A 22,375-nucleotide genomic window follows, 5' to 3' on the forward strand; every position below is an offset into this window, starting at 1 on the left:
ATGTTGAATTTATGTTGTAAAAAACGAGTGCGATCACGTCTTCAGATCTGAAGGCCCCCCTCCTCGATCAGGATGCCGGGGGAACATTGTGTGAAAACCACGCTTCCAACGCTTGCTGCGCCGCCTCGAAACGCCCCCTCAATGTGCCAGGATCCCCCTCTCCAGCCTCCAGCACGGCGCAGTAATCGGCAAATTCTCCGAGCCCCAGGGCCAGGGCGCTCCCCTTGAGCTTGTGGGCCAGAGATCGCCTCTGCTCTTCATCATCGCTTTGCTCCAGTCTGGCGACCAGCTCGCCCCCCTGGCTAGCGAACAACTCGGCCAGCTGGCGGATGCGCGGCCCGCCCAGCAGGTGCAGGTCAGCTTCCAGCACCGGGTTGGCGATCCGCGTCGGCTCAGCCGGGACGGGCGGCAAACCCTGATCGACAAGCAGTGGTGCGGCAGGCTCGCCCTCTTCCTGAAACTGGCGTTCGATGGCGCTGGCCAGGGCCGCCAGTCGCACCGGCTTGCCGACGAAATCGGCAAACCCGGCGGCGAGACAGTGGCGGATATCCTCCGGGTACATCTGGGCAGAGATGGCGATGGCAGGCAGGCCGCGGCCATGCTCCTCCTCGCTGATGGCCACCAGATCCTCGCGCAACGTCATGCCATCCATGTCCGGCAGATTGATATCGAGCAGGGCCAGCTCGAAGGGGCGCTCGGTCACCCGCGCCAGCGCGGTGCGCCCGTCTTCGGCCAGAGTAACCCGGTGGCCGAGGCGTGCCAGCATGCCCTGGGCTACCAGCCGGTTGATCTCGTTGTCCTCCACCAGCAGGATCTCCCGCGGCTGGCCGAGGCGCACCGGCTGGGAGCTCGTCGGCAACCGGGCAGCCGAGCGCTGCAGCGGCAGGCTGAAGCTGAATTCACACCCTTGACCCGGTTCGCTGGAGAGATTGAGCTCTCCGCCCATGGCCGCCACCAGCCGGCGGCTGATGGCAAGCCCCAGCCCCGTGCCCCCCTGATGGCCCATGTCCCGCTTGCGCTGGCGGAAGGCCTCGAACACCGCCTCCTGCTCCCCCGCCGGGATGCCGGGGCCCGTGTCTTTCACCACGAAGCGGATGCAAGGCTCGGCACAGGGCCCCGCACAAGCCAGAGGGGCCACCACCAGGGTGATGTGCCCCTCGCCGGTAAACTTGACCGCATTGCCCAACAGGTTCGCCAACACCTGGCGTAGCTTGCCCACATCCCCCTCCACCACGGGGGGGAGCGAAGGGGCATACTCCAGCGCCAGCGCCACCCCTTTTCCCTCGGCCTTCGGTCTGAACAGGGCAATAAGCTCATCGGCGAGCTGATGGAGGGGGAAAGGCTCGCGGCGCGCCTCCACATGGCCCGCCTCTATCTTGGAGTAGTCGAGGATGTCGTTGAGGATCTCCAGCAGGGATTCGCCGCTGTGTTCGATGGCGGCCAAGTAGCGCTGCTGGGTCTCGCTGAGATGGGTGTCCTCCAGCAGGGTGAGGCCGCCGAGGATGCCGTTCATGGGGGTACGAATTTCGTGGCTCATGGTAGCGAGGAACACCGACTTGGCCCGGTTGGCCTGCTCTGCCTCGGCGCGGGCCAGCCGCTGCTTCTCCACCTCTTCGTTGAGGCGCGCATTGGCATGGCTGAGCTGTTCCGTGCGCTCCTCGACCCGCGACTCCAGCTCCCGCTGGTAGCGGCCAAGCTCGATGGCGTTGTCACGAAACACTTGCAGGGCGCGCGCAAGCTCCGCCAGCTCGTCACGCCCCGCTTCCCCGACCGGCGTCAACGGCGTCAGATCCCCCTTGGCCAGGCGACTCATTCCCTCCACTGCATGCTGCAGCGGCCAGACGATGCGGCCATAAACCATGCGCCACATCAGCAGGATGAGCAGCACCAGGGTGAACAGGCCGATCACCATCAGGGCCTGTTCCAGCAGTTGCAACCGGGCACTCAGGGCTTGCTGGCTCTCCCCCAGGGAGTCCCGGGCCTTGTTCACCAGGCTACCGACCTGACGGTTGAGGCTCTCCATCAGGGCCTCGTTGGCGGCGGCCAGCACGCGCAGCGCCTCCCCTTTGCCGAGCCAGTCGCTGCGCAGTTGCACCAGCCGATCGCTCTGCTCCAGCACAGTCAGCGCCTGCTCCACCGCCTGGCGGCGCGCGGGGTCAGTCACAGCCCCGGATCGCAACCGCAGGATAGCCAACTCACGGCGCACGTCCTGCAGCAGGGTTTGCAGCCCTTCCTGCTGCTCGCTGCGCCAGATCTCCTCGATGCGCTGCTGTTGCATCAGGGTGCGATGGCGCAGCTCCGTCATCTGCTCCAGCCAGTCGAGATCCTGCTCCAGTAGCCGATCGATAGCCCGATCTGCAGACCGTCCTTGCAGTGAATAGAGAGAGCCAAGCCCCGCCACCATCACGGTTTCAGCGTTCTCCATCTGGCTGCGGGCCAGCTCCGCCACCTGACCGGCGGCTTCCACCAGGCGGGAGCGCAGGGCACTACCTTCAGCCATTAACGTGAGCCGCTCCCCTACCAGCCAGCCCTGCTGGCCCAGGTTGCCGATGATGGTCTGGCTGAGCTGGTGCAACTCATCGGGCGTCTGCTTGCCACCCCCATGGCCCAGTTGCTCCAGCACGCGCTGCATCTGCTGCCCCTGCAGGGTGAGCAGCCGCCCCTGATGCTCCCGCTCCCCTTCGCTGGTCGCGGAGGCCAGCAGATGGGAGGAGCTCTGGATCTCGCCGCTCAGGCGTGCCAGGGTGCGGGCCAACTCCTGATCCGCCAGGGTTTGCTGTACCCCCTGCTCCAGCTGACGCAGATGAGTGAGCCCGATCCACCCCAGCAGGGAGGCGCTCAGGGTCAACAGCGCCATCAGGGAGAAGGCCAGCAACAACTTGCCGCCCAGGCCGGAAAAGATTCTCACGGGAAGTACCTTGGTTGTGGTCGACTTTGACCGGATAATATGGCTCCACACTTTAACAAAACCCCTGGCCATGCGAAGCGTCTATCTCTCCCTGTTGTTCATCTTGCTCCCGGCCTCCGTTCTTGCCTTTGAGGTGGATCACTGGCCCGACGGCACCTTCAGCGGCCAACCGGTCAGCCTCGACTGGCCAGCGCCAGCCCCCCTTGCGCGCCCCCTGACCCTGTGCGCCCTCTATCCCCATCTGCGCGACGCCTACTGGCTGTCGGTCAATCAGGGCATGGTGGAAGAGGCCAAGCGGCTTGGCGTGAAACTGCGCATTCATGAGGCGGGCGGTTACGGCGCCATTGCCGAACAGCGCCAGCAGTTGCAGCAGTGCGTGAGCGAGGGGAGCGACGCCATCCTGCTCGGCGCGGTGAGCTACGACGGCCTGAACGAGGCGATCAAGGCCAGCCCGCTGCCGGTATTCGGCCTGGTCAATGATCTGCCCGCCGGGCTGGTGCGGGCCAAGGTGGGGGTCTCCTGGTACCAGATGGGCTGGCAGATTGGCCATTGGCTGGCACAGCGCCACCCTGCCGGAAGCCCACCGGTCTCGGTGGCCCTCTTCCCCGGCCCGCAGGCGAGCGGCGGCAACAACTTCGTCGAGCCGGGTTTTGCCGACGGCATCAAGGGAAGCGCCATCAGACTGGTGAGTACGGCGCGCGGCGACAACAGCCGCGAGATCCAGCGTACCCTGGTGCAGCAGACCCTGGCTCGCCATCCTGACCTCGACTATCTGGTGGGGGGCGCCATCGCCGCCGAAGTGGCGGTCAACGAGCTGGCGCAGCGCCAGCTCGATCGTCCCAAAGTGCTGAGCACCTACTTCAGCCACGGGGTCCAGCGCGGCCTGCGCCGGGACAAGATCCTGGCCGCCAACAGCGATCAGATGCGCCTGCAGGGACGCCTTGCGGTGGCCCAGGCGGTCTGTCTGCTGCAAAAGCCCGATGCTGGCGAACGCCAGTGCCCGCGAGTGATGGGCCCCCCCATCCTGACCCTGGAGGCCCCTCTGGCCGACCCGGGCAACTCTTTGTCTGATGGCGCTTTTCGCCCCGTCTACCGGGTCGGTACCGACGCCAGCGGCAAGTAACGCCACCAAACTCAAGGAAGAAGAGTTGAGAACATTGCATGCGAGCTGCCTGTGCGGCGCCGTCGCCCTGACCCTGCCGGATCAATTCGACTACATGGGCAACTGCCATTGCAGCGAGTGCCGCAAGTTTTCAGGGGCGGATTACGCCTCCGTCGGCGGGCTGGATGGTGACAAGGTCAATGTGGTGAAGGGCATTGATGCCATCACCCGCTATGAGAAATCGGCGGAGACGACCCTCGCCTTCTGCCGCCACTGCGGCTCCAGCCTGTTCAGTCAGAAACGCAGCAGCGGCAAGATCAATTTGAGATTGGGCGTGCTGGACGAAACGCCGAGCCAGCGCCCCGCCTTTCACATCTTCGTCGGCTCCAAGGCACCCTGGCACCAGATCGGGGACGACTGCCCGCAGTTCGACACCCGGCCACCGGCCTGAGTCCCTCTTGATATGACGGCCTGCGCGGGGAAAAGCACCAGGCCCTGATATGGCGCCCCTGGTTTTAAGAAGCTATCTCGCCTGCGAACAGGTAGCCTTCCCCGTGTACGGTGACAAACAGCTGGGGATCCCGGGGATCCTGCTCCATCTTGCCCCGCAGCCGGCGGATCAGCACATCTATGGTGCGATCGCTCGGGCCATCGCCGCGGTGGCTGGTGAGGGCCAAGATCCGCTCCCGGCTAAGCACCCGCCCGGCATTGGCGATGAAGGCCACCAGCACTTCGTACTCCGCCTTGGTCAGGCGCACCGGCACCCCGTCCTTGCTGAGCTGGCGACGGGGAATATCGAAGCGCCAGGGACCAAAGCGCACCGCATCGTCGGCCGGGGCCGGCTCGCACGGCGTTGCCGCGGCCAGGGAGATGCGCCATAGCAGGTTTTTGACCCGCACCAGCAATTCCCTGAGCTCGAATGGTTTGGTGACATAGTCGTCGGCTCCCATCTCGAGGCCAACGATCCTGTCCACCGCATCGCTGCGACCGGTGACCAGGATGATCCCCACAGTGCTGCGGGCGCGCAGTTCACGGGTCAGCAGCAAGCCATCCTCCCCCGGCAGGTTGATGTCCAGCATCACCAGCGCCACCTCCTGCTCTGCCAGCACGGCCCGCATCTCCTGGCCGTTTTCGACCGCGGTCACCCGATAGCCTTCCCGTTCGAAATAGCCGGTCAGCTTCTCGCGGGTGACGGCATCATCTTCAACAACCAGAATGTGGTGGCTCATGGGCAAGGTCCGCGGCGTTCAACAAGGGAGGGTTATTCTATTCATATTTTGTCATAAATACCCCTATTTCATTAATTTCCGACGGCAGCCCTGTTCACAACGCCTCCCTATCATGGCCTCCATCAAAAAAGTGATGTGAGAGACCATTATGAAAAAACTGTGGCATTTCCTGCGCACACCCAGCCGTCGCTGGTCGGTGCTGGCGCTGGTTCTGGCCGGCGTCGGGGTCACCCTGGCCGGTACCGTTGGCTTGCACTACGGCTTCGAGAAGACCAGTACCCTCGAGTTCTGTATCTCCTGCCATACCATGAAGGACACCGTGTACCCCGAGTACAAGGAGTCCATTCACTTCAAGAACGCCTCCGGCGTCCAGGCCGTCTGTACCGACTGCCACCAGCCGAAGGACTTCATCGGCAAGGTAGCCCGCAAGATGGAGGCGGCCAACGACCTCTATCAGCAGTACATCGGTCACAGCATCGACACCCAGGAGAAGTTTGAAGACCGGCGTCTGCACCTGGCCGAGAAGGTCTGGGCGCGCATGAGCAGCCAGAACTCCAAGACCTGCAAGTCCTGCCACAGTTACGACAACATGGACCACGCCAAGCAGTCTCCTGCCGCCGCCAAGGCGATGACCGAGGCCGCCGCGAAGAACATGAACTGCATCGAGTGCCACAAGGGCATCGCTCATGAACTGCCGAACATGGCGGGCGGCTTCCGTGCCACCTACGCCACCCTGGCAAGCGAAGCCCAGCAGGCACCGGCCGCCGAGACCCTCTACACCCTGGGTGAGAAGGATCTCTACGAAAGCGAAGAGAGCACCGATCCGGTCGGCAAGCTGCTGCCCGCCTCCCGCATCGAAGTCGTGGCCCGCAGCGGCGATCGCCTCAAGGTGACCATCGAAGGCTGGCGCGAAACCGAAGGCAAGGGCCGCGTGCTGAGCGAGTACATGGGCAAGCGAGTCTTCGTGGCCACCATCCGTGACGAGCTCAAGGCAAACGAGAAGATCCTGAAACAGGAAACTGACAGCGCCACCCATATCAAGTGGGAACAGGTGCAGGTTCAGGCCTGGGTCGATGGCAAGGGCCTCGAATCCTCCCTCAAACCGATCTGGGATTATGCCGGCGAGATGTACAAGTCCACCTGCAACTCCTGCCACGCGGCGCCGGATCCGGCTCACTTCACCGCCAACGGCTGGATCTCGGGTCTCAAGGCCATGTCTGCCTACTATCGCCTGAGCAAGGAAGAGGAGCGCACCCTGCTCAAGTACCTGCAAAACCATGCCGCCGATACCGGTGGTCAGGGCAGCCACTAATTCCGGATTCGAAAGAGGAATAACAAGATGATCAATATTTCCCGTCGTGGTTTTCTGGGTGGCTTGCTGGCCAGCGGTGCCAGTGCCCTGATCGGCCCCTCCCTGCTCGGTCGCGCCGTGATGGCCGCCGAGTCCGGCGAAAAACTGGTGCAGTCCGGCTCCCACTGGGGCGCCTTCCGCGCCCGTGTGGTCAACGACCGCTGGGTCGAGACCCTGCCGTTCGAGCATGACAAGCATCCGACCGAGATGCTCAAGGCCCTGAGTGAAGTGGTCTACAACCCCTCCCGCATCCGCTACCCCATGGTGCGTCTGGACTGGCTGCGCAAGGGCCACCAGTCCGACACCAGCGAGCGCGGCCAGAACCGCTTCGTGCGGGTAACCTGGTCCCAGGCGCTGGACTTCTTCTATCACGAGCTGGAGCGGGTGCAGAAGACCTATGGCCCGAGCGCCCTCTACGCCGGTCACTCAGGCTGGCAGTCGGTCGGCAAGCTGCACTCCGCCGGCGCCATGCTGGGCCGCGCCATGAACCTGCACGGTACCTATCTGGCCAAGGCCGGTGACTACTCCACCGGCGCCGCCCAGGTGATCCTGCCCCACGTGGCGGGCGCCATGGAGGTGTACGAGCAGCAGACTTCCTGGCCCTTGGTGCTGGAGCACAGCAAGACCATCGTCATCTGGGGTTCTGATCCCATCAAGAACCTGCAGGTGGGCTGGTTGGTGCCGGATCACAGCGTCTACGAATACTGGGCACAGCTGAAAGAGAAAGTGGCCAAGGGCGAGATCAAGGTCATCAGCGTCGACCCGGTCAAGTCCAAGACCCAGAAGTACCTCAATTGCGATCAGGTTACCCTGAACCCGCAGACCGACGTGCCCCTGATGCTGGGTATCGCCCATACCCTCTACAGCGAAAAGCGTCACGACGAGGCCTTCCTCAAAAACTACACCACCGGCTTTGACAAGTTCCTGCCCTATCTGCTGGGCACCAAGGATGGTCAGGTGAAAGATGCCGAGTGGGCCTCCGCCATCTGTGGCGTGCCTGCCGAGACCATTCGCGAGCTGGCGCGCACCATGGCCAGCGGCCGCACCCAGCTCATCGGCGGCTGGTGTGTGCAGCGTATGCACCACGGCGAACAGTACGCCTGGATGCTGGTGGTACTGGCCTCCATGCTGGGCCAAATTGGCCTGCCGGGGGGCGGCTACGGTTTTGGCTGGCACTACAACGGCGCCGGTACCATCACTTCTACCGGTCCCATCATGTCCGGCTTCAGCTCCGTCATTCCCGGGGTCAAGCCGCTGCACAACGGCGACTGGAAGGGCTACTCCAAGTTCATCCCGGTGGCCCGTTTCGTCGACTGCATCCTGAACCCGGGCAAGACCATCGCCTTCAACGGTCAGACCATCACCTACCCGGAGATGAAAATGGCGGTGTTTTGCGGCAACAACCCGTTCCACCACCAGCAGGATCGCAACAAGATGATCGCCGCCTGGCGCAAGCTGGAAACCGTGGTGAGCGTGGATCACCAGTGGACCGCCAGCTGCCGCTTCGCCGATATCGTGCTGCCGGCCACCACCACCTATGAGCGGGATGACATCGAGCAGTGGGGTTCCCACTCCAACGCCGGCATCCTGGCCATGCACAAGGTGGTCGAACCGCTGTTCGAGGCGCGCGACGACTACGACATCTTCGCCGATCTGTGCCGTCGCTTCGACCGCGAGGCCGAGTTCACCGGTGGCAAGACCAAGCTGGAGTGGATCCAGAGCATCTATGACGATGCCCGCCTGCAGGGCCGCGGCATCGGCATCCGCCTGCCCCGCTTCAGCCAGTTCTGGCATGGTGAAGGTTTCGTCACCTTCCCGGCGGGCAAGCCCTGGGTGCGTCACGAGTCGTTCCGTCAGGAACCGGATTTGGAGCCGCTGGGCACCCCGTCCGGTCTTATCGAGATCTACTCCAAGACCATCGCCGACTACGGTTACGCGGATTGCCCGGGCCACCCGGTCTGGATCGAGCCTTACGAGCGCTCCCACGGCGGCCATGGCAGCAAGCAGTTCCCGCTGCACCTGCAATCCTGTCACCCGGACAAGCGCCTGCACAGCCAGCTCTGCTCCTCCGACAACTACCGTGCCACCTACACGGTGCAGGGTCGCGAGCCGGTCTACATGAACCCGCAGGACGCCAAGGCACGCGGGCTCAAGGACGGGGATCTGGTGCGGGTCTTCAACGGCCGCGGTCAGGTTCTGGCCGGTCTGGTGGTGAGCGAAGACTACGCCCCCGGCGTGGTGCGCATCCAGGAAGGTGCCTGGTACGGCCCGCAGGAAGGCGGTAAGGTGGGGACTCTCTGTACCTATGGCGATCCCAACGTGCTGACCGCGGACATCGGCTCCTCCAGCCTGGCGCAAGCCACCACGGCCCACACCGCGCTGGTGGAGATCGAGAAGTTCCAAGGGCAGGCGCCAGCCGTCACTGCCTTCGGGGCACCGGAATCCGCCAAGGGCATAGATCCCATGTTCCCGGCACTGTGAACCAGGGGGACGAAAGTCCCCCCTTGAGTTTCCTTTATTTTTAAAGTCGTTAGAATCGGGAGCCTCTATGGCTCCCGATTGTCATCCACGGAGGAAAAATGCAGGAATTTATGGCTACCAGCGAACGCCGGGCCGAGCTTTACTGGTGGTTCTCCACCCTGTTCGCTGCCGAACTCAGTGATGCACAGATCGCTGAATACGACACCTACGACGTACGCAGCTTCTTGAAGAGCCTCTCTACCCTCGACCCCATGCGCGAGGCCGTGGCCGAACTGAACGATGCCATCGCCCGCCTGCTGGTGCGCCCCGATCGCCAGCTGGAGCTCGCTGCCGACTTCGCCGGCCTGTTTCTGGTCGATCCCAAGCAGGGTGCCCTGCCCTATGAGTCGCTCTACCGCGGTGATGGCAAGCTGCTAATGCAGGCCCCCATGGCCGAGATGCAGGCGCGCCTCGATCGCCTCGGCATCAACATCAGCGAGAAGTACAAGGAGCCCGCCGATCACCTGGCCATCGAGCTGGACCTGATGGGCAACCTCATCATCCGCGCCGCCGAGGCGACCACGGCCGCCCAGCGCGAGGAGTGGCTCAAGGAGCAGGAAGCGCTGCTGCACCATCACCTGCTGGGGTGGTTCGAGCAGTTCGAGAGCGCCTGTCGCGCTGCCGACGAATTCGGCTTCTACGGAGCGAGTGCCCGGCTGCTGGGGGTATTCCTCAAGATGGATGCCAACTACCTGAGCCTGATCAAACCGGCCCAAAGCGCCGGCTAAGCCGATGAAGACAGCCCTGCTCCTGATCGCATGCTGGCTGCTGGCCCTGATCCCGCTGGATCAGGGCATTACTCCCCTCGCCGTGCTGCTGTTCAACCCGGACAGAGAACTCTACGGCACCGCCCAGCTCACCGGCTTTGCCGGCATACTGCTGACGCTCTATCTTGCCAATCTGGGCGTCGAGGTGGTGCTGCGCCGCCGCTTCCAGATAGCGGGCATGCTGGCCCTGCTGGCCTCCTGGATCGATTTCATCAATAGCAGCGGCACCGAGGCCCACTGGTTGCTGCTCTACGCCATGGCGCTGCCTTTCCACCTGATCGGCTGGCTGGTCTTCGTGCGGGGCATTCAGGCCTTCGGCCGCGAGAAGGGGTGACGGCCTACTGGCCGCCGATTTCCAGCTGCCAGCTGTCATCCCGTTCGTTGAGATAGCGGGTCAGCGGAGAGTCGCCCTGATAGCGGGGCGTTTTCTTGAACTGGAGCGGGAACGGCTCATCGACCAGCGACTGGTTCAATGAATCGGCTACCTGTTCACGCACCGATGGCGCCAGTCCAGCCCCCTGTTCCACATAGCCCTGGCCGGCAAAATCCGATTCGAACGCGGGGGCCTCAAACTGCCAGGCTGCGGCCAGCAACATCAATCCAATCATCAAACAAACTCCTCTTTATCGTCTCTCATACGCCTTGTTTTCCATATTTTTGCCGCATCTTATGCTCGAGGAAAGAGCAAGGTCGCTATTAATTCCTTTATCAGAGGGCAGATCTCTCCGTAGATGCCCTTGCTGCCTGGTCTGAACGAGGTTTTTGCCGCCCTCTGAAAACGATCACCTAACCCCAGCTGACTCCCTACCCGAGAGTTCGTGCCATACTGAAATCCACTTAAATAACAAATCAGTCAATGCCGAGGTCTTCATGGACGGGAAGCTTTTCAATGCCGATGCCGAGGCACTCCTGACCCAGCTGTCTGATCACACCGTTCTGGAACAGCTGATGGATACGGCGCCGCTGGGCATAGGCGTATTCGATCGCGAATTTCGTTATCGCAAGGTCAACCAGGTACTGGCCGACATCAACGGCAAGAGCATCGCGGAGCACCATGGCAAGTTATTGCGGGAGGTGGTGCCCCAGCTGGCCCCTACCCTGGAGCCCATGTTTCAGCAGATCATGCGCAGCGGTGTGCCCTATGTGGATATCGCCATCTCGGGTCAAACCGCCGCTCACGGCTGCAGCTACCGACGCTGGCAAGCCACCTACAGCCCGATGCGCAATGAAAGGGGGGAGCTTAACGGGATCCTCGCCATCGTGCGGGACATCACGGAGCAGTACGAAACCGAGCAGCGGCTGCAACTGGCGATGCGCGCGGCCCAGATCGGGGTCTGGGAATGGCATGTTACAGAAGACCGTCTGCTGTTTGAGGGGCAGATTGGCTCCCTGCTGGGCCCTCGAAACAACCGCTTCCTCGGGGGGCTGCAGTCGTTCGTCGACTGTTTCGAGCCCGAATCCGGCAACCAGCTCAAGACCGCCCTGCTGGGGGATCAGCCAATCCACCTCACCTTGAGTTACATCAACCACCTCGATGAGCGTCACTGGGTCGACATCCATGCCGATCACGTCCCTGCCACCGAATCCGTCGGGCGCCGTGTGATGGGGGTGATCCACAATGCCACCGCCCGCCGCCGCCAGGAGGAGCGGCTGCACCAGGCCAACGTGGTGTTCGATACCACGGCCGAAGGGATCATCATTCTCGATCACGACCACCACATCATCTCGGTCAACCCGGCATTCACCATGCTGACCCAGTACGACTCTGACGAGGTGATGGGGCACACTATGGATATGGTCATGCATCCGCAAACTCACGGTGCGCGCGACTATCCCTGGTACCAGTTGCAACCGGGCAACAATACCTGGCATGGCGAGCGACTGTGCCTGCGCAAGGATGGCAGCTACTTCTCCTCCTGGCAGCAAATCAGCGCCGTCTACGACAGTTTCAACAACACCACTCACTTCGTGATAGCCCTCTCCGACATCAGCGCCATCCGCAAGGTCGAGGCCGAGCTCAACCATTTGGCCTACCACGATCCCCTGACGGAGCTTGGCAACCGCCATCTGTTGCAGGAGCGGCTGACCCTTGAGCTGAAGACGGCCAAACTCAACCGAAAGCGACTGGGGCTGTTGTTTATCGACCTGGACGGCTTCAAGCTCATCAACGATAGCCTGGGCCACGGGGTCGGCGATCAGTTGCTCAAGCGCCTGGCCGAGCGGATCCACGGCTGCCTGCAAGCACACGATCTCGCCACCCGGCTCGGTGGCGACGAATTTCTGGTGTTAATCCCCTATCTGGATCAACCCGAAGAGCTGGAGATGCTGGCCAGTACCCTGCTGGATGTGCTGCGTGAGCCTGTAGCACTGGCCCATGAGCAGGTCGCCATCTCCGCCAGTATCGGGATCGCCCTTTACCCGGACCATGCCGATACGCCCGAGAGCCTGATCAGCGCAGCAGACAGCGCCATGTACGAAGCCAAGAGCCAGGGGCGCAACGGCTACCAGTTCTATACCCCCTGCATGGCCGCCCGTGCCCGGGAAAGAATGCAGATGGAGCAAGGGCTGCTCAAGGCGCTGGAGCAAAATCAGCTCTGTATCTTCTACCAACCCATGACCGACCTCACTACTGGCTACTTAAGTGGACTGGAGGCCCTGATACGCTGGCAACACCCCCATGAAGGGATGATCGCTCCGACCCGCTTTATCCCGGTGGCGGAAGAGTGCGGACTGATCGAAAAAATCGGGGAGTGGGTGATGCGCAGCGCCTGCCGCCAAGGGCAGCGCTGGCTGGCGGCAGGTCTTGACGTGCCCCGCCTCTCGGTCAATGTATCGGTGCGGGAGATGCGCTCCCCCGGTTATGTGGAGCGGGTCGCCGCCATCCTGAAGGAGACCGGATTCCCGCCAGAGCGGCTGGAAATCGAAGTCACCGAGAGCATCATTCAGCGGGTCGATCAGAGTCTTGAACTCTTCACCCGCCTGAAAAATCTCGGGGTGCAGATCGCCATCGACGACTTTGGCACCGGCTTCTCATCCCTAAGCCTGCTAAAAAGCCTGCCCATCGATCGCATCAAGATAGATCGCGCCTTCGTCCAGGCGCTACCCGATGACAAGAACAGCCGCGAGCTGTGCCGCACCATCATCAATCTGGCGGACAGCCTGGATATGGAGGTCACGGCAGAAGGGATCGAGACCCAGGCCCAGTATGCCTTCTTGCAGTCGCTCAACTGCGGTGAAGGTCAGGGCTATCTGTTCAGCAAGCCGCTACAGGTGGAGCATATGAGCCACCGGCTGGCTCCGCCCCCCCAATCCTAGGTCACACTATTGAAACAGGCCCTCGGTGCAGCAAATGCCGGGGGCCAATTTTCCTACCCCCTAACTGACAACCGGATAAAAAAAGCCCTCCATGGGCGTTTCGTTGCAAAGACTTTCCCCTCTGTCATCCCCTGTGTACGGGTGCGGAGCACCGCCTATCCAAAAGTCTAATTGCCCCCTCATGCCAAAGGTATAAGTTGTTACTCAATTATTAAAAGGATGTTTTCACAGGAGTGACAGATGAGCGAGAGCAAGGTCTACCCGGTCAAATCCCATATCAGCAACGGCGCCCTGCTGGACAAGGCAGGCTATGAGGCCATGTACCAGGCCTCCGTTGAAAACCCGGACGCCTTCTGGGGCGAGCAGGGCAAAATCCTCGACTGGATAAAGCCCTACACCAAGGTCAAGAACACCTCCTACGACCCGGGCCACGTCTCCATCAAGTGGTTCGAGGATGGCCAGCTCAACGTCTCGGCCAACTGCCTGGACCGCCACCTACGCGAGCGTGGTGACAAGGTCGCCATCATCTGGGAAGGGGACAACCCGACCGAGGATCGCAAGCTCACCTATCGCGAGCTGCACGGCGAAGTGTGCAAATTTGCCAACGTGCTCAAGGCACAAGGGGTGCGTAGGGGTGACGTGGTCTGCCTCTACATGCCCATGGTGCCGGAAGCGGCCATCGCCATGCTGGCCTGTACCCGCATCGGGGCCGTACACAGCATCGTCTTCGGTGGTTTCTCGCCGGAAGCGCTGGCCGGTCGCATCATAGATTCGGGTTCGCACATCGTCATCACCGCCGACGAGGGGCTGCGTGGCGGGCGTGCCGTGCCGCTCAAGAAGAATGTGGACGAAGCGCTCACCAACCCGGAAACCCAGGTCAACAAGGTGATCGTGCTCAAGCGTACCGGCGGCGATGTCGCCTGGCACAGCCATCGCGATGTGTGGTGGCACGAAGCAACCGCCACCGTCAGCAGCGACTGCCCGCCCGAAGCGATGAACGCCGAAGATCCGCTGTTCATCCTCTATACCTCAGGTTCAACCGGCAAGCCCAAAGGGGTGCTGCACACCACTGGCGGCTACCTGGTCTATGCCACCCTCACCTTCAAGTACGTGTTCGACTACCACGAAGAAGACATCTACTGGTGTACCGCCGACGTGGGCTGGGTCACCGGTCACTCCTATCTGGTCTATGGCCCGCTTGCCAACGGTGCCACCACCATCATGTTCGAAGGGGTGCCCAACTACCCGGCCAGCAACCGCATGAGCCAAGTGGTGGACAAGCACCAGGTCACCATCCTCTACACAGCCCCCACCGCCATCCGCGCCCTGATGGCCAAGGGCAACGAGGCAGTCGAGGGTACTTCCCGTTCGAGCCTGCGCATCATGGGATCCGTGGGTGAACCCATCAACCCGGAAGCCTGGGAGTGGTACTACCGCACCATAGGCGACGAGCGCTGCCCCATCGTCGATACCTGGTGGCAGACCGAGACCGGCGGCATCCTGATCACTCCGCTTCCCGGCGTCACCGACCTGAAACCCGGCTCCGCAACCCGTCCCTTCTTCGGGGTACAACCGGCACTGGTCGATAACATGGGCGAACCGCTGGAGGGGGCCACCGAGGGCAACCTGGTGATCACCGACTCCTGGCCGGGTCAGATGCGCACCGTGTTTGGCGATCACGAGCGCTTCGAGCAGACCTACTTCTCCACCTTCCCGGGTCGCTACTTCACCGGCGACGGAGCTCGTCGCGACGCCGACGGCTACTACTGGATCACAGGTCGGGTGGATGATGTACTGAACGTCTCCGGCCACCGCATGGGTACCGCCGAGATCGAATCGGCCCTGGTGGCCCATCCCAAGATTGCCGAGGCGGCCGTGGTCGGCGTGCCCCACGAGATCAAGGGTCAGGGTATCTATGCCTACGTCACCCTGATCGCCGGGGAAGAGCCGAGCCGCGAGCTGCACAAAGAGGTCAAGGAGTGGGTACGTAAAGAGATCGGCGCCATCGCCACTCCGGACGTCATCCACTGGGCCGAGGGGCTACCGAAGACCCGCTCCGGCAAGATCATGCGCCGCATCCTTCGCAAGATTGCCACCGGCGAGACTGACAGCCTGGGAGACATCTCCACCCTGGCGGATCCGGGGGTAGTGGACAAGTTGATCCGCGAGAAGTCGGAAGCGGCATGATCATGCGTTCCACAATGCAGCGCAAGATCGCCACCGGCAAAACCGACAGCCTCGGAGACATCTCCACCTTGGCGGATCCGGGTGTGGTAGACAAGCTGATCCGCGAGAAGTCGGAAGCCGCCTGATCGAGCCCCGTTTTATCGATGAACAAAGCCGACCCTGGGTCGGCTTTGTTGTTTCTGCGGAGCCGGAATCGGCCCCCTGCGCAGATGGTGGACGGGGCACATAAGTGAGCAAAAAATAGGCAGATGTAGAGATTAGACCAGTAAAATGCTGTTAATTTTCACGAAATCAATATAATTGCGAAATCTGTGTGCCAGGGCACACCCATTTGCGCAGAAAATGGCTAGATTTCTGGTAGTCCGCAAGATAGCTGACAGATAGCAGCAATATCATCGAGGATGTACTCAATATGTCGCAAAATCACCGAATCCTTCTGCTTAACGGACCAAACCTGAATCTGCTGGGCAAACGGGAGCCGGGTATCTACGGCAGCAAGACGCTCGATGAGATCGTCGCCGATCTGGCGCACAGCGCCAGTGAACTCGGCGTCAGCCTGGAACACCTGCAATCCAACGCCGAACACGAGCTGGTCGGCCGCATTCATCAGGCCATGGGCCAGGTGGATTTTATCATCATCAACCCGGCCGCCTTCACCCACACCAGTGTCGCCATCCGCGATGCCCTGCTGGGTGTGGCCATCCCCTTTATCGAAGTGCACCTGTCAAATGTTCATGCCAGGGAGCCCTTCCGTCATCACTCCTACCTCTCCGATGTCGCCAAGGGCGTCATCTGCGGGCTGGGAGCCGATGGCTATCAATTCGCTTTAACCGCGGCCGTGCACCACCTGCGCGCGGCTTGATAATCACTTATCTGATAAAGAAGAAAGAGAATGCTAATGGATATCCGCAAAATCAAGAAGCTGATTGAACTGGTTGAAGAGTCCGGCATCGCCGAACTGGAGATCTCCGAGGGTGAAGAGTCCGTTCGCATCAGCCGCAACTTCTCCGGTCAGGTGACTGCCGCCCCGCAGATGATCATGCCGCAAGCTGCTCCGGTTGCAGCGCCTGTTGCTGCCGCCGCACCGGCTGCTGCGCCGGCCGCCGCCGATGCCGCCCCGAGCGGTCACCTGATGCGCTCCCCCATGGTCGGCTCCTTCTACCGCTCCTCCAGCCCGGAAGCCAAGCCGTTCGTGGAAGTGGGCCAGCACGTCAATGTCGGCGATACCCTGTGCATCGTCGAAGCCATGAAAATGATGAACCAAATCGAATCTGACAAAGCCGGTGTGATCAAAGCGATCCTGGTTGAAAATGGTCAGGCCGTCGAATTCGACGAGCCGCTGTTCATCATCGAATAAGGGAAATCGCCACCCATGTTGGACAAAGTAGTCATCGCCAACCGCGGTGAAATTGCCCTGCGGATCCTGCGCGCTTGCAAAGAGCTCGGGATCAAGACAGTGGCCGTTCACTCCACCGCCGACCGGGAGCTCAAGCATGTGCTGCTGGCCGACGAATCCATCTGTATCGGCAAGCCGGCCAGTACCGACTCCTACCTCAACGTACCGGCCATCATCGCCGCCGCCGAGGTAACCGGTGCCGTGGCCATCCACCCGGGTTACGGCTTCCTCTCCGAGAACGCCGATTTTGCCGAAGTGGTCGAAAAGTCCGGCTTCATCTTCATCGGCCCGCGCGCCGAGACCATCCGCCTGATGGGTGACAAGGTCTCCGCCATCGAGGCGATGAAGAAGGCGGGCGTCCCCTGCGTACCGGGCTCCGACGGTCCGGTCGACAACGACGCCAAGCACAACGCCGCCATCGCCAAGCGCATCGGCTATCCGGTGATCATCAAGGCCGCCGGTGGCGGTGGTGGTCGCGGCATGCGCGTGGTGCGCAGCGAAGCCGAACTGGCTTCCGCCATCGCGCTGACCAAATCCGAAGCGGGCCAGTTCTTCAAGAACGACATGGTCTACATGGAGAAGTACCTGGAGAACCCGCGTCACATCGAGATCCAGGTACTGGCTGACGGCCAGGGCAACGCCATCTATCTGGGCGAGCGTGACTGCTCCATGCAACGTCGCCACCAGAAAGTGGTGGAAGAGGCACCGGCACCGGGCATCACCGCCGAAATGCGCAAGTTCATCGGCGAGCGCTGCGTGCGCGCCTGTATCGAGATCGGCTACCGCGGTGCGGGTACTTTCGAGTTCCTGTACGAAAACGGCGAGTTCTATTTCATCGAGATGAACACCCGTATCCAGGTTGAGCACCCGGTTACTGAAATGGTCACCGGCGTGGATCTCATCAAGGAGCAGCTGCGCATCGCCGCCGGCCAGCCCCTGTCGATCACCCAGCAGGACATCCGCATCCGTGGCCATGCCATTGAGTGCCGGATCAATGCCGAGGATCCGGCCACCTTCATGCCCTCGCCGGGTCTGGTGCAGCGTTTCCACGCACCGGGCGGTCTGGGCGTGCGCTGGGATTCCCACATCTATGCGGGCTACAAGGTACCGCCCCACTACGATTCGATGATCGGCAAGCTGATCTGCTACGGCGAGAATCGTGACATCGCCATCGCCCGCATGCGCCACGCGCTGGACGAGCTGGTGGTCGAGGGGATCAAGACCAACGTGCCGCTGCAAAAAGAGATCATGAAGGACGAAAACTTCCAGCACGGTGGAACCAACATCCACTACCTGCACAAGAAGCTGGGTCTGTAAGACTCACGTCCGCAGATCCTCTGCTGAAAAAGGGCCATGGCGACATGGCCCTTTTTTGTTATCCTTGCGCCCCTCGAAATTGTCGGAGGCCAAGGTGAACCGTTTCGCTCTCGCCCGCCGGGAAGCAGTCTTCTGCCTGCTGCTGACCCTGCTCTACTTCTTTGCCTGGTATGGCACCGCCTACTTTATTCCGCCGCAGTTGGAGCTGTGGGGGCTGCCGCTCTGGTTCCTGCTCAGCTGCATGGTGATGCCACTACTGTTCATCCTGCTCTGCGCCCTGATGGTGAACCGCTTGTTCGTGGAGATCCCCCTCGATCCCGAGCCGCTTCAGCCCAAGGAGCCCTCCCATGAATCTTGAGTTGATGCTGCCGCTCTTCATCTATCTGGTGCTGGTGCTGGGGGTTGGCTTCTGGGCCAGCCGCCATCGCGCCGCCGGCAACTTCGTCAGCGAGTACTTCATCGGCAACCGCAGCATGGGCGGCCTGGTACTGGCCATGACGCTGGTAGCCACCTATACGTCGGCCTCGTCCTTTATCGGCGGCCCCGGCGCTGCCTACAAGATTGGTCTTGGCTGGGTCTTGCTGGCGATGATCCAGCTGCCCACCGTCTGGCTCACCCTGGGGGTACTTGGCAAGAAGTTCGCCATCATCGCCCGCCGGGTCAATGCGGTGACCATCAACGACATGCTGTGGGCTCGCTACCAGAGCCGGGCCGTGGTGATCCTGGGCTCGGTGACCATCATCCTCGCCTTTATCGCCACCATGGTAGTGCAGTTCATCGGCGGGGCCCGCCTGCTGGAGACCGCCACCGGCCTCTCCTACCAGCAGGGGCTGTTCCTGTTTGCCGGCTGCGTGCTGCTCTACACCATCATCGGCGGCTTTCGCGCCGTGGTGATGACCGATGCCCTGCAGGGGATCATCATGCTGATCGGCACCGGTGCCCTGCTGGCGGGGATCCTGATCGTGGGGGATGGCTTGCCCAACCTCATCCACCAGCTCAAAGAGATAGATCCCAAGCTGGTAAGCCCGCAGGGGGCCGGCGACATGCTGACCCAGCCCTTCATGTTGAGCTTCTGGATCCTGGTCTGCATCGGGGTGGTGGGGCTGCCCCACTCGGCCTTGCGCTGCTTTGGTTATCGCGACAGCAAGGCGCTTCATCGCGGCATCCTGATCGGCACAGTGGTGAGCGCCCTCTTGATGTTCGGCATGCACCTGGCCGGGGCCCTCGGCCGCGCCATCCTGCCCGGCATGGACAGTCCGGACAAGATCATGCCCTCTCTCATGATGGAGGTGCTGCCCCCCTGGCTGGCCGGGGTCTTCCTGGCGGCGCCCATGGCGGCCATCATGTCGACCATCGACTCCCAGCTGATCCAGGCTTCGGCCACCCTGGTGAAAGATCTCTACCTCAACTACCTCAATCCGAAGCAGGAGAAGCTGGAGGTACGCATTCCTCGCCTCTCCCTGCTCTGCACCCTGATCCTCGGCACTCTGGTACTGCTGGCGGCGCTGCAGCCCCCCGAGATGATCATCTGGCTCAACCTGCTCGCCTTCGGCGGCCTGCAGGCGGTATTCCTCTGGCCGCTAGTGCTCGGCCTCTACTGGCCGCGGGCCAACGGTCGCGGCGCCCTGGCCAGCATGATCTGCGGCATTCTGTGCTACTGCATCCTGAGCCAGTGGGGGATCAAGCTGGCTGGTCTGCACGCCATCGTGCCCAGCCTGACTCTCGGTTTTTTCGCCTTCGTGGTGGTGAGCCTGCTCAGTGCTCCGCCCTCGCGGGAAGTGCGGGAGTTGTTCGAGTAAAAATTGAGTAAAAAATGAATTAGGGGTTCAGAAACTATCCCCAAATGGGTGTTTTACGGGTAAACTGTGCGCCGAGTCACAGAATAATGGCGTCGTATGCCCGTAAAAGACACCCGACAAGTCGTTACCCAAGCCCTGCAGCGGCTTGGCTATGCCCTGCTGCTGCCCGTCTCCATCTTGCCGGTGGCGGCCCTGGTCTATCGACTCGGGCAACCCGATGCGCTGGACATGGCTGTGCTCTCCCTCACCGGTCAGGCGATCTTCAGCCAGATGCCACTCATTTACGCAGTGGCCATCGCCTTTGGCCTGAGCCGGCAGGGGGAAGGCACCCAGGCGCTGGCCGGGGCGGTCAACTTCCTGCTGCTCAGTACCGCCTTCAACACCCTGGCCCCGAATCTTCATGCGGACATGATCTGCGGCCTGCTGGCGGGGCTGACCACCGCCATCATCTATCCCTGGGTCCGTCAGCAACAAACACGGCCTGGCTGGCTACGCTTCGCCCGGGGTGAATTCCCCAGCCTGCTCTGCTCGGCGCTGGCCTGCCTGCTTATCGCCCTGCCGCTATCACTCTTGTGGCCACCGCTGGAACGTGGCCTCACCCTGCTCACCTCCGAGCTGCTCACCACGCCACTCGGGGCCTTCTGTTACGGCACCCTCAACCGGCTGCTGATCCCGCTCGGCCTGCATCAGGTGCTGGGCAGCGTGATCGGCCTTGGCGAGAGCAACCTGCAAGCACTGGCCAGTGCCCAGCCGCTGCACGAAGGGTATGTGGCGGGGCTCTATCCCATCATCATGTTCGGTCTGCCGGGTGCCTGTTTCGCCATCTGGCTCCATCGCCAGCGGATGCGGCGGCTGCCGCAGGGTGGCCTGCTGCTCACCCTGGCGCTCACCTCGGCGCTGGTGGGGATCACCGAGCCCATCGAGTTTCTGTTTGCCTTCACCGCCCCCTGGCTGTTTCTGGCCCACGCCCTGATGACCGGGCTGTCGCTGGCAGTGTGCAGCAGCCTCGGCATCAAGGTGGGCAGTTACTTCTCCGCCGGCCTGCTGGATCTGGTGCTGAGCTATCAGACGGGCGAACACAGCTTCTGGCTGATCCCGGTCGGCATCCTGTTCTTCGTCGCCTACACCCTGCTGTTTTACCAGTTACTGGAACGCTCGCCCCTCAGCATGCCGAGCAAGCCCATCGCCAGGGAGCATTCGCGCCTCGCGAGCGTGGCCCCCTCCGATCCCCAGATGTTGGCGATCCAGTATCTCAAGGTGCTGGGAGGCATGGACAACCTGCAGGCCATGAGCGTCTGCCTGACCCGCCTCAGCCTGCGGGTGCGCGACATCGAGCTGGTGGATCAATCCCGCTTTCTCGAGCTCGGTTGCCTCTCCTGGATCCAGCTCAACGATCATCAACTGGTGCTGGTGCTGGGCCCCAGCGCCAACCTGATAGAGGGGCAGATCCGCATGATGGCCGAACGCCAGTCCGTGCCCATCGGCCTCAAGCCCAATCAGGAGTCAGCCAGCCAGAGCGGCTGGTAACTCAGGCGAACGGCAGACGCTCGGCCACGAAATCCATCAGGCTGCGCAGGGCGGGCGCCAGGTGTTCCCGGCTCGGGTAGATGAGGTAAAACGGATTGGTCGGGATGGGGATCATGGGCAGGATCTTCTGCAATTTCCCGCTGGCCAGCCCGCTCTCGCAGACATGCTGCGGCAACAGGGCGATTCCCCCGTCATGAAGCGCCAGCTCCCGCAGCGCCAGCAGGCTGTTGCTGACACAAGCTCCCTGCGGTCGCCAGCCCCCCTCCTGCAACGGCCACACCGGAAGAGCGGTGTGAACCAGACAGACATGGTGCGCCAGCTCGGCCAGCCGCTGCGGCATGCCGTGCTGCGCCAGATAACCGGGAGAGGCCACCAGATAACGTGCCACCTCGCCGATGCGCCGGCAGATGAGGCTGGAATCCTTGAGCGGCGCCGCCCGCAGCGCCAGATCGTACCCCTCCCCCACCAGATCCAGCTGATCGTCACTCAGGGTCAGCTCCAGCACCACCTCGGGATAGAGGGCGCGAAACTCGGCCAGGATAGGGCCAAGCAGCAAGGTGCCGGTCGCCTCGGGCGCAGTGATCCGCACCCGGCCGGCGGGAGCGCTGCGAAGCCGCGCCATCGCCAGATTGGCGCTGCGGGCCAGGGTCAGCAATCCGCGGCAGTGTTCTACATAGATCTCACCCTGAGGGGTCAGGCTGAGCCTGCGGGTGGTGCGCTGAAGCAACCGCACCCCAAGCTGTGACTCAAGCCGCGAGATCTTCTGGCTCACCGAGGACTTTGGCATGCCGAGCAGCTCGGCCGCCCGGGTAAAGCTGCCCTGTTCCACCACGGTGGCAAACAGCCCCATCAATTCCAGTTCGACATTGTTCATATATTCAAACAGTCTTTACAAATTACCCATCTTAATCCGAATAATCAGACAGACTAGAGTGGCTGGCAATCCCCCTCCAACCG

The 22,375-nt window shown here is 62.2% G+C and carries 19 protein-coding genes; 15 read left to right on the forward strand and 4 right to left on the reverse strand.

Going from position 1 to position 22,375, the window contains the following annotated elements; all coding sequences use genetic code 11:
- Positions 1-67: 67 nt before the first annotated feature.
- Complete coding sequence (gene torS, locus ACB034_RS05990) at positions 68-2,908, reverse strand: TMAO reductase system sensor histidine kinase/response regulator TorS (protein WP_371172332.1); 2,841 nt, start codon at positions 2,906-2,908, stop codon at positions 68-70.
- A 70-nt stretch (positions 2,909-2,978) separates the two neighbouring features.
- Between torS and torT the strand changes: the two genes are divergently transcribed.
- A complete protein-coding gene (torT, locus tag ACB034_RS05995; protein ID WP_371172333.1) occupies positions 2,979-4,031 on the forward strand; it encodes a TMAO reductase system periplasmic protein TorT in 1,053 nt (350 codons plus the stop codon).
- A gap of 25 nt (positions 4,032-4,056) precedes the next feature.
- On the forward strand, positions 4,057-4,461 hold the full coding sequence (locus ACB034_RS06000) for a GFA family protein (RefSeq protein WP_342013086.1): 405 nt from the start codon (positions 4,057-4,059) through the stop codon (positions 4,459-4,461).
- A gap of 64 nt (positions 4,462-4,525) precedes the next feature.
- Here the strand turns inward: ACB034_RS06000 and torR are convergent, their stop codons facing one another.
- Positions 4,526-5,239 carry a two-component system response regulator TorR gene (torR, locus tag ACB034_RS06005; RefSeq protein ID WP_042073307.1) on the reverse strand — a complete coding sequence of 238 codons (714 nt, stop codon included), beginning with the start codon at positions 5,237-5,239 and terminating at the stop codon, positions 4,526-4,528.
- A 148-nt stretch (positions 5,240-5,387) separates the two neighbouring features.
- Between torR and torC the strand changes: the two genes are divergently transcribed.
- From torC to ACB034_RS06025, 4 genes are all read left to right on the forward strand, one after another.
- Positions 5,388-6,551 (forward strand): pentaheme c-type cytochrome TorC, encoded by a 1,164-nt coding sequence (gene torC / locus ACB034_RS06010; RefSeq protein ID WP_371172334.1) that lies wholly within the window; start codon positions 5,388-5,390, stop codon positions 6,549-6,551.
- Positions 6,552-6,578: 27 nt separating this feature from the next.
- Positions 6,579-9,071, forward strand: a complete 2,493-nt coding sequence (gene torA / locus ACB034_RS06015) for a trimethylamine-N-oxide reductase TorA (protein ID WP_371172335.1) — start codon at positions 6,579-6,581, stop codon at positions 9,069-9,071.
- A gap of 98 nt (positions 9,072-9,169) precedes the next feature.
- Positions 9,170-9,838, forward strand: a complete 669-nt coding sequence (gene torD / locus ACB034_RS06020; RefSeq protein ID WP_042028135.1) for a molecular chaperone TorD — start codon at positions 9,170-9,172, stop codon at positions 9,836-9,838.
- A 4-nt stretch (positions 9,839-9,842) separates the two neighbouring features.
- Complete coding sequence (locus ACB034_RS06025) at positions 9,843-10,211, forward strand: hypothetical protein (protein ID WP_042028136.1); 369 nt, start codon at positions 9,843-9,845, stop codon at positions 10,209-10,211.
- 4 nt (positions 10,212-10,215) lie between these two features.
- Here the strand turns inward: ACB034_RS06025 and ACB034_RS06030 are convergent, their stop codons facing one another.
- The gene (locus tag ACB034_RS06030) at positions 10,216-10,485 is read right to left on the reverse strand and encodes a hypothetical protein (protein WP_042028137.1); all 270 of its coding nucleotides are present in this window, start codon (positions 10,483-10,485) and stop codon (positions 10,216-10,218) included.
- Positions 10,486-10,747: 262 nt separating this feature from the next.
- Here ACB034_RS06030 and ACB034_RS06035 point away from each other — a divergent pair, with 262 nt between their 5' ends.
- The 9 genes from ACB034_RS06035 (at position 10,748) to ACB034_RS06075 (ending at position 21,418) form a co-directional block, all read left to right on the forward strand.
- The gene (locus ACB034_RS06035) at positions 10,748-13,192 is read left to right on the forward strand and encodes an EAL domain-containing protein (protein ID WP_371172336.1); all 2,445 of its coding nucleotides are present in this window, start codon (positions 10,748-10,750) and stop codon (positions 13,190-13,192) included.
- A 240-nt stretch (positions 13,193-13,432) separates the two neighbouring features.
- Entirely contained in the window at positions 13,433-15,379 is a 1,947-nt protein-coding gene (acs, locus tag ACB034_RS06040) for an acetate--CoA ligase (RefSeq protein WP_371172337.1), read from the forward strand.
- Positions 15,376-15,504: a hypothetical protein gene (locus ACB034_RS06045; RefSeq protein ID WP_371172338.1), complete on the forward strand. Its 129-nt coding sequence runs from the start codon at positions 15,376-15,378 to the stop codon at positions 15,502-15,504. Before acs ends, ACB034_RS06045 begins: the two co-directional genes overlap by 4 nt.
- A 287-nt stretch (positions 15,505-15,791) precedes the next feature.
- Positions 15,792-16,241 carry a type II 3-dehydroquinate dehydratase gene (gene aroQ / locus ACB034_RS06050; RefSeq protein WP_026457432.1) on the forward strand — a complete coding sequence of 150 codons (450 nt, stop codon included), beginning with the start codon at positions 15,792-15,794 and terminating at the stop codon, positions 16,239-16,241.
- A 36-nt stretch (positions 16,242-16,277) separates the two neighbouring features.
- Entirely contained in the window at positions 16,278-16,736 is a 459-nt protein-coding gene (gene accB / locus ACB034_RS06055; RefSeq protein WP_371172339.1) for an acetyl-CoA carboxylase biotin carboxyl carrier protein, read from the forward strand.
- 15 nt (positions 16,737-16,751) lie between these two features.
- Positions 16,752-18,092: an acetyl-CoA carboxylase biotin carboxylase subunit gene (gene accC / locus ACB034_RS06060; RefSeq protein ID WP_124239058.1), complete on the forward strand. Its 1,341-nt coding sequence runs from the start codon at positions 16,752-16,754 to the stop codon at positions 18,090-18,092.
- Between the two features lie 94 nt (positions 18,093-18,186).
- On the forward strand, positions 18,187-18,450 hold the full coding sequence (locus ACB034_RS06065; RefSeq protein ID WP_042028224.1) for a YhdT family protein: 264 nt from the start codon (positions 18,187-18,189) through the stop codon (positions 18,448-18,450).
- Positions 18,440-19,891: a sodium/pantothenate symporter gene (gene panF / locus ACB034_RS06070; RefSeq protein ID WP_371172340.1), complete on the forward strand. Its 1,452-nt coding sequence runs from the start codon at positions 18,440-18,442 to the stop codon at positions 19,889-19,891. Before ACB034_RS06065 ends, panF begins: the two co-directional genes overlap by 11 nt.
- A 96-nt stretch (positions 19,892-19,987) precedes the next feature.
- Positions 19,988-21,418, forward strand: coding sequence for a PTS transporter subunit EIIC (locus ACB034_RS06075; protein WP_042028143.1), 1,431 nt, complete (start codon positions 19,988-19,990; stop codon positions 21,416-21,418).
- Between the two features lies 1 nt (position 21,419).
- Here ACB034_RS06075 and ACB034_RS06080 read toward each other — a convergent pair whose 3' ends face one another.
- The gene (locus ACB034_RS06080; RefSeq protein WP_371172341.1) at positions 21,420-22,292 is read right to left on the reverse strand and encodes a LysR family transcriptional regulator; all 873 of its coding nucleotides are present in this window, start codon (positions 22,290-22,292) and stop codon (positions 21,420-21,422) included.
- Between the last annotated feature and the right edge of the window lie 83 nt (positions 22,293-22,375).

Source organism: Aeromonas sp. S18(2024), from assembly GCF_041402525.1.
In the GTDB taxonomy this organism is placed as follows: Bacteria; Pseudomonadota; Gammaproteobacteria; order Enterobacterales; family Aeromonadaceae; genus Aeromonas; species Aeromonas enteropelogenes.

What these genes read in the sequence shown, in the direction of transcription:
- torT (WP_371172333.1), top strand. Translation starts at nt 2,979, where the DNA reads ATGCGAAGCGTCTATCTCTCCCTGTTGTTCATCTTGCTCCCGGCCTCC.
- torR (WP_042073307.1), bottom strand. Translation starts at nt 5,239, where the DNA reads ATGAGCCACCACATTCTGGTTGTTGAAGATGATGCCGTCACCCGCGAG.
- torC (WP_371172334.1), top strand. Translation starts at nt 5,388, where the DNA reads ATGAAAAAACTGTGGCATTTCCTGCGCACACCCAGCCGTCGCTGGTCG.
- torA (WP_371172335.1), top strand. Translation starts at nt 6,579, where the DNA reads ATGATCAATATTTCCCGTCGTGGTTTTCTGGGTGGCTTGCTGGCCAGC.
- torD (WP_042028135.1), top strand. Translation starts at nt 9,170, where the DNA reads ATGCAGGAATTTATGGCTACCAGCGAACGCCGGGCCGAGCTTTACTGG.
- ACB034_RS06025 (WP_042028136.1), top strand. Translation starts at nt 9,843, where the DNA reads ATGAAGACAGCCCTGCTCCTGATCGCATGCTGGCTGCTGGCCCTGATC.
- ACB034_RS06030 (WP_042028137.1), bottom strand. Translation starts at nt 10,485, where the DNA reads ATGATTGGATTGATGTTGCTGGCCGCAGCCTGGCAGTTTGAGGCCCCC.
- ACB034_RS06035 (WP_371172336.1), top strand. Translation starts at nt 10,748, where the DNA reads ATGGACGGGAAGCTTTTCAATGCCGATGCCGAGGCACTCCTGACCCAG.
- acs (WP_371172337.1), top strand. Translation starts at nt 13,433, where the DNA reads ATGAGCGAGAGCAAGGTCTACCCGGTCAAATCCCATATCAGCAACGGC.
- ACB034_RS06045 (WP_371172338.1), top strand. Translation starts at nt 15,376, where the DNA reads ATGATCATGCGTTCCACAATGCAGCGCAAGATCGCCACCGGCAAAACC.
- aroQ (WP_026457432.1), top strand. Translation starts at nt 15,792, where the DNA reads ATGTCGCAAAATCACCGAATCCTTCTGCTTAACGGACCAAACCTGAAT.
- accB (WP_371172339.1), top strand. Translation starts at nt 16,278, where the DNA reads ATGGATATCCGCAAAATCAAGAAGCTGATTGAACTGGTTGAAGAGTCC.
- accC (WP_124239058.1), top strand. Translation starts at nt 16,752, where the DNA reads ATGTTGGACAAAGTAGTCATCGCCAACCGCGGTGAAATTGCCCTGCGG.
- panF (WP_371172340.1), top strand. Translation starts at nt 18,440, where the DNA reads ATGAATCTTGAGTTGATGCTGCCGCTCTTCATCTATCTGGTGCTGGTG.
- ACB034_RS06075 (WP_042028143.1), top strand. Translation starts at nt 19,988, where the DNA reads ATGCCCGTAAAAGACACCCGACAAGTCGTTACCCAAGCCCTGCAGCGG.
- ACB034_RS06080 (WP_371172341.1), bottom strand. Translation starts at nt 22,292, where the DNA reads ATGAACAATGTCGAACTGGAATTGATGGGGCTGTTTGCCACCGTGGTG.